The organism is Streptomyces sp. CO7 (assembly GCF_053474865.1).
The window spans coordinates 18,737-25,704 of sequence record NZ_JBRIOU010000002.1 but is presented as its reverse complement, the minus strand read 5'-3'; the positions used below and the strand labels follow the sequence as shown (position 1 = coordinate 25,704).

General features: G+C 75.9%; 4 protein-coding genes. 1 reads left to right on the top strand and 3 read right to left on the bottom strand.

From position 1 onward, the window contains the following. Both ACOV8S_RS02040 and ACOV8S_RS02035 read right to left on the bottom strand, forming a co-directional pair. A partial coding sequence (locus ACOV8S_RS02040) for an AzlD domain-containing protein (RefSeq protein ID WP_448315710.1) occupies positions 1-259 on the bottom strand: 259 nt, incomplete at its 3' end. Next, positions 256-1,077, bottom strand: coding sequence for an AzlC family ABC transporter permease (locus tag ACOV8S_RS02035; protein WP_448315708.1), 822 nt, complete (start codon positions 1,075-1,077; stop codon positions 256-258). The genes ACOV8S_RS02040 and ACOV8S_RS02035, both read right to left, overlap by 4 nt. Positions 1,078-1,213: 136 nt before the next feature. Here ACOV8S_RS02035 and ACOV8S_RS02030 point away from each other — a divergent pair, with 136 nt between their 5' ends. After that, on the top strand, positions 1,214-6,028 hold the full coding sequence (locus ACOV8S_RS02030; protein WP_448315706.1) for an ATP-dependent helicase: 4,815 nt from the start codon (positions 1,214-1,216) through the stop codon (positions 6,026-6,028). A 72-nt stretch (positions 6,029-6,100) separates the two neighbouring features. Here ACOV8S_RS02030 and ACOV8S_RS02025 read toward each other — a convergent pair whose 3' ends face one another. Then, positions 6,101-6,922, bottom strand: coding sequence for an Fpg/Nei family DNA glycosylase (locus ACOV8S_RS02025; protein WP_448315704.1), 822 nt, complete (start codon positions 6,920-6,922; stop codon positions 6,101-6,103). Positions 6,923-6,968 lie beyond the last annotated feature (46 nt).

Genomic DNA, 6,968 nt, shown 5'->3' with positions numbered 1-6,968 from the left:
CCCCCACGAGGAAGGGCGCCCGCAGGAGCAGCCCCCCCCCCGCCGCGCCCACGCCCAGGACACGGGCGTCGAGCACCAGCTCGCGCCCGTCGCCGAAGGTCTGCTGCGCCGTGAGCGCCGCCAGCAGGGCCACCGGGAGCAGCGCCGCGAGGCGCCGCACCAGCGGTCGCTCCAGCACGGCGGCCGGAACCAGCAGCCCGGCCAGCTTCACGGCGTAGCAGCCCACCGCCGTCAGCCCGATCGCGATCCAGACGTTCACTCCCGCTCCTCCCCGCGCCCTGCCCCGTCCGCGCCGTCCGATTCGTCCGCCGCGTCCTCGGCCCCCTCCTCGGCGGCCTCGTCACCCGCCGCGCCCCGGGAGCCGAACCGCCCCTGGACGTACAGCACCAGCGGCGCGGCCAGCCCCGCCACCAGTACCGGCACCCCGGCCGGCAGCACCGGCAGCAGGCCGAGCCCGAGCACGACCGCGATCACGGCCACCGCCCGCTCCACCGTGCCGCGCAGCATCGGCGCCAGCAGGGCCAGGAAGACGGCGGGGCCTGCGGCGTCCAGGCCCCAGGCGTCGGTGTCCCCGATGGCCTCCGCGCCCAGCGCGCCCAGCAGCGTCGTCGCGTTCCACAGCAGGTAGAGGGTGGCGCCGGTGACCGTGAAGCCGAGCCGGGCCGACCGCCGGTCGGGCTGCGCCAGCGCCACCGCGGTCGTCTCGTCGATCACCCACTGGGCCGCGACGGGCCGCAGCGGCCTGCGCAGCGCCAGCAACTGCGACAGGCGCAGCCCGTAGAAGGCGTTGCGCACGCCCAGGAAGAAGGCCCCGGCCGCCGCCGTGAAGGGGTTGCCCCCTGCCGCCAGCGCTCCCACCAGGGCGAACTGCGACGCTCCGGTGAAGATGAGCAGGCTCGTCATGCACGTCTGCAGCAGGGTCAGTCCGGCGCCCGCGGAGGTCACTCCGAAGGCGAAGCCGGACAGCCCCACGGCGACGCCGACCCCGAGCGCGTCCCGGACCACCGCCGCGTCGGCCTTGCCGCCCCCGGTGTGCCCGGGCTCGGGACGTTCCGTGTGTGCTGTCTCGTGTGCCACACACGCAGCCTAGGCCGGTGCGCCCCGAGCGGGCCGATGTGTTCGATATGCGGGCAGGCGTCCGACGGCAGGGGCGCGAGGTGGCCGTCCGGGCAGGCGGGCGGCGACTGTCGGTGCCGGGGTGCAGGATGGATCCATGGCCGGCACCCCCCACCCCGCCCTGGCAGGCTTCTCTCCCGCGACCCGCGGCTGGTTCACGGGCGCCTTCACCGCACCCACGTCCGCCCAGGCCGGTGCCTGGCAGGCCATCGACGAGGGGTCGGACGTGCTGGTGGTGGCGCCCACCGGTTCCGGCAAGACGCTGGCCGCCTTCCTCGCCGCCCTGGACCAGCTGACGTCCACCCCGCCGCCCGCCGAGCCGAAGAAGCGCTGCCGGGTGCTGTACGTCTCCCCGCTGAAGGCCCTCGCGGTGGACGTGGAGCGCAACCTGCGCAGTCCGCTGACCGGCATCCGGCAGGAGGCGGTGCGCCTGGGCCTGCCCGAGCCCGAGGTCCGGGTCGGCATCCGTTCCGGCGACACCCCGCCCGCCGAGCGCCGCTCGCTGGCCAACCGACCGCCGGACATCCTGATCACCACCCCCGAGTCCCTCTTCCTGATGCTGACCTCCGCCACCCGCGAGGCGCTGACCGGCGTCGAGACGGTGATCCTCGACGAGGTGCACGCGGTGGCCGGCACCAAGCGCGGCGCCCACCTGGCGCTCTCCCTGGAGCGGCTGGACGAGTTGCTGCCGCGCCCGGCCCGGCGGATCGGCCTGTCGGCCACCGTCCGCCCGGTCGACGAGGTCGCCCGCTACCTCTCCCCGCAGCGCCGGGTGGAGATCGTCCAGCCGCCCTCCGGCAAGGAGTTCGACCTCTCGGTGGTCGTCCCCGTGGAGGACATGGGCGAGCTGGGCGGGTCGCCCGCCTCGGACGCCGGCAAGGACGGCGAGCGGCCGTCGATCTGGCCCTCCGTGGAGGAGCGCATCGCCGACCTGGTCCAGTCGCACCGCTCGACCATCGTCTTCGCCAACTCCCGCCGTCTGGCGGAGCGGCTGTGCAACCGGCTCAACGAGATCGCCTACGAGCGCGCCACCGGCGAGCCGCTCCCCGAGCAGCACGCCCCTGCCGAGCTGATGGGCGGTTCGGGCGCCGCGCAGGGCGCGCCCACGGTGATCGCGCGGGCGCACCACGGCTCGGTCTCCAAGGAACAGCGCGCCCTGGTGGAGGAGGACCTGAAGGCCGGACGGCTGCCCGCGGTGGTCGCCACCTCCAGCCTGGAGCTGGGCATCGACATGGGCGCCGTCGACCTGGTCGTCCAGGTCGAGTCGCCCCCGTCGGTCGCCTCCGGCCTGCAGCGCGTGGGCCGCGCGGGCCATCAGGTGGGCGCGGTCTCCACCGGCGTGGTCTTCCCCAAGTACCGCGGCGACCTGGTGCAGGCCGCCGTGGTGACGGAGCGGATGCGCACGGGGGCCATCGAGTCGCTGCGCGTCCCGGCCAATCCGCTGGACGTGCTGGCCCAGCAGATCGTCGCGATGACCTCGGTGGACAGCTGGCAGGTCGACGACCTGCTGGCCCTGGCCCGCCGGGCGGCGCCGTTCGCCTCCCTGCCGGAGTCCGCGTTCACCGGCGTCCTCGACATGCTGGCCGGCCGCTACCCCTCGGACGCCTTCGCCGAGCTGCGGCCCCGCCTGGTCTGGGACCGGGTGACCGGCACGGTCACCGGCCGCCCCGGCGCCCAGCGGCTCGCCGTCACCTCGGGCGGCACCATCCCGGACCGCGGCCTGTTCGGCGTGTTCCTCGCGGGCTCCGACCCGAAGAAGGGCGGCGGCCGGGTTGGCGAGCTCGACGAGGAGATGGTCTACGAGTCCCGGGTGGGCGACGTGTTCACGCTGGGCACCAGCTCCTGGCGGATCGAGGACATCACCCGGGACCGGGTGCTGGTCTCCCCCGCGCCCGGCGTGCCGGGCCGGCTGCCGTTCTGGAAGGGCGACCAGCTCGGCCGCCCGCTGGAGCTCGGGCGCGCCGTCGGCGCGTTCCTGCGCGAGGTCGGCGCGCTGTCCGAGGAGGACGCCCGGCTGCGGCTGCTGGCGGCGGGCCTGGACGCGTGGGCGGCCGACAACATCATCGCCTACCTCACCGAGCAGCGTCAGGCCTGCGGCCATGTGCCCGACGACCGCACCATCGTGGTCGAGCGCTTCCGCGACGAGCTCGGCGACTGGCGGGTCGTCGTCCACTCTCCCTTCGGCGCGCAGGTCCACGCCCCCTGGGCGCTGGCCCTGTCCGCGCGGCTGTCGGAGCGGTACGGGATGGACGCCCAGGTGATGCACGCCGACGACGGCATCGTGCTGCGCCTGCCGGACGCCGACCTGATGGGCCTGGACCTCCTGGACCAGGAGCCTTCGCGGGCGGGCACGGAGTACGACGGCGAGAAGGCCCCGGTGGGCGCGGCCGACATCGCCTTCGACAAGGGCGACGTCTCCCAGCTGGTCACCGACCAGGTCGGCGGCTCCGCCCTGTTCGCCTCCCGCTTCCGCGAGTGCGCGGCCCGCGCCCTGCTGCTGCCCCGCCGCAATCCCGGCAAGCGGACGCCACTGTGGCAGCAGCGCCAGCGGGCCTCCCAGCTGCTCGCGGTGGCGAGCGAGTTCGGCTCCTTCCCGATCGTCCTGGAGGCGATCCGGGAATGCCTGCAGGACGTCTTCGACGTGCCCGGCCTGACCGAGCTGATGGGCGACATCGAGTCCCGCAAGGTCCGCCTGGTGGAGGTGACCACCCCCGAGCCCTCGCCCTTCGCCCGCTCCCTGCTCTTCGGCTACGTCGCCCAGTTCCTCTACGAGGGCGACTCGCCGCTCGCCGAGCGGCGGGCCGCCGCGCTCTCCCTGGACTCCCGGCTGCTGGCCGAGCTCCTCGGCCAGGCGGAGCTGCGCGAACTGCTCGACGCCGAGGTGCTCGCCGAGCTGGAGCGCGAGCTGCAGTGGCTCACCGAGGACCGGCGGGTGAAGGACGGCGAGGGCGTCGCCGACCTGCTGCGGCTGCTCGGCCCGCTCACCACCGCGGAGCTGGCCGAGCGGGGCGCCGAACCGGGCTGGGCCGAGGAGCTGGCCAAGGCCCGCCGCGCCATCCGGGTCCGGATCGCCGGCGCCGACCACTGGGCCGCCGTGGAGGACGCGGGCCGGCTGCGGGACGCCCTGGGCACCGCCCTGCCGGTCGGCGTCCCCGAGGCGTTCACCGAGCCGGTCAAGGACCCGCTGGGCGACCTGCTGGCCCGCTACGCCCGCACCCACGGCCCGTTCACCTCGGCCTCGGCCGCCGCTCGGTTCGGTCTGGGCGTCGCGGTCACCGAGGGCGCCCTGCGCCGCCTGGCGGCGAGCGGCCGGGTCGTCGAGGGCGAGTTCCATCCGGCGGGCATCGGCCAGGAATGGTGCGACGCCACGGTGCTGCGGCGGCTGCGGCGCCGCTCCCTCGCCGCGCTGCGCGAGGAGCTCGAGCCGGCCCCGCCCGCCGCCCTCGCCCAGTTCCTCCCCCAGTGGCAGCACATCGGCAGGGGCCACACGCTGCGCGGGATCGACGGCCTGGTCCGGGCGGTCGAACAGCTCCAGGGCGCCTCCGTCCCCGCCTCCGCGCTGGAGAAGCTGGTCCTGCCCTCCCGTGTCACGGGGTACACCCCGGCGCTGCTCGACGAGCTGACCTCGGCCGGCGAGCTGGTCTGGGCGGGCGCCGGCTCGCTGCCCGGCAAGGACGGCTGGGTCTCCCTCTACCTCGCCGACACCGCCCCCCTGCTCCTCCCGCCGCCGCATCCGCTGGAGCTGACCGCTCTTCACGAGTCGGTGCTGACGGCCCTGTCCGGCGGCTACGGCCTGTTCTTCCGGCAGATCGGCGACCAGGTACGCGCCACCACCCACCCCGACGTCACGGACCCTCAGCTGGCGGACGCCCTGTGGGACCTCGCCTGGTCGGGCCGGCTCACCAACGACACCCTCGCCCCCATGCGGGCGCTGCTGGGCTCGGGGCGGACGGCCGGGTCGACGGCCCACCGCGCCAGGCGGTCGGTGCCCCGCGGGCGGTACGGCTCGCTCGCCGCGTCGGCCCACCGTCCGGCCTCGCGCACCGGTCCGCCCACGGTGGCCGGCCGCTGGTCGCTGCTGCCCGAGCGGGAGGGCGACGCCACCGTCCGCTCCACCGCCCTCGCCCGCACGTTGCTGGACCGGCACGGCGTGGTGACGCGGGGTGCGGTCGGCGCGGAGGGTGTCGAGGGCGGCTTCTCGGCCATCTACCGGGTGCTGGCGGCCCTGGAGGAGGTCGGTCAGGCCCGCCGCGGTTACGTGGTGGAAGGACTGGGCGCCGCCCAGTTCGCGATGGAGGGCGCCGTCGACCGGCTGCGCGCCACGGCCAACGCCCGTGAGCGCGGCGGGGACGCCCCGCCGGCCGACCCGTGGGGCGGCACGGCGCCCGGCGGTGCGGACGGTGGTGACGGCGACGCCGACGCCGGGTTCCCGCAGCCGTGGGGTCCCGCGCCGATCGCCGACCCGTCCGGCGACCCCGGCAGGTTCGCCGGCCGTCCGAGCGGCCGCCGTGACGCGGGCGGCTCCCGCGCCGTGGTGCTGGCCGCCGCCGACCCCGCCAACGCCTACGGCGCCGCCCTCGGCTGGCCCGAGCCGCCGGGCGGCGCGGGGCACAAGCCCGGACGCAAGGCCGGTTCCCTCGTGGTCCTGGTCGACGGCGAGCTGGTCCTCTACATGGAGCGGGGCGGCAAGAGCCTGCTCGCCTGGCCCGCCGAGCCGGACCTCCCCGCCGACCGCGACACCCGGCTGCGCGAGGCCGCCGAGGCGCTCGCCGAGGCCGCCCGTGCGGGGTCCCTGGGCACCGTCACGGTGGAGCGCGTCAACGGCGAGCCCGCGCTGAGCGCGCCGCCCGGCGCGGTCCTGGAGGGCGCCGGCTTCGTCGCCACGCCCCGGGGTCTGCGGATGCGGGCCTGAGCGGCACGGGGTGCGCGCTCAAGCCGAGCCGAGCCGACCCGCTCCGTCCGGGCTGCGCCGTGCGACGGTGCCCTACGGTGTCGGGCCCGACTGGCAGTGGGGGCACCAGTAGGTGGGGCGGTCGTCCTGGTCCGCGAGCCGGATCGGTGTGCCGCAGCGCAGGCATGGGCGCGGCGCGCGGCCGTAGACGTAGAGGTTCTGCCCCGTCTGCCGCCCGGTGGCGGGGACGGCGGAGCGCGGCGGAGGCGTCGTGCGCCTCTGGTGGCGGTTCCGGTTGGCGACCAGCAGCCGCCGTGCCATCTCCGGCAGCGCCGCCGCCCGGTCGGCGGGCAGCATCCCGTACGGCAGCCACGGTGTCACTCCGAGCAGGAAGCACAGCTCGCACTTGTACACGTTGCCGATGCCGGCGAGGTTGCGCTGGTCCAGCAGCGCCTCGCCCAGCGGGCGGTCCGGCTCACGGGCCAGGTTGGCCAGGGCGACGTCGGGGTCCCAGTCCGGGCCCAGCAGGTCGGGCCCCAGATGACCGACGACCGTGTCCTCCTCGGCGGTGCGCAGCAGCTCCAGCACCGGCAGCCGGTAGCCGACGGCGGTGTTCTCGGCCGTGCCCAGCACCGCCCGGATCTGGTGGTGCGGCCCGGGCAGCCGCAGCCGGGGGCCGGCCCCGGGGAGGACCTTCCAGGAACCGTCCATCCGCAGGTGCGAGTGGAGCGTGAGGTCACCCTCCAGCCGGGTCATCAGGTGCTTGCCGCGGGCGACGACCTCCAGCACGGTCCGGCCCGTCAGGTCCGACGTGGCGAAACGGGGCACCCGCAGGTCGCTGCGGAGCAGCACCCGACCCGCGAGGGCGTCGTGCAGGTGCTTCGCGGTGAGCCATACGGTGTCGCCTTCGGGCATGCCTCAAGGGTGCCCCACGGGAGTCGGGTCACCCTCCCGCGTCCCC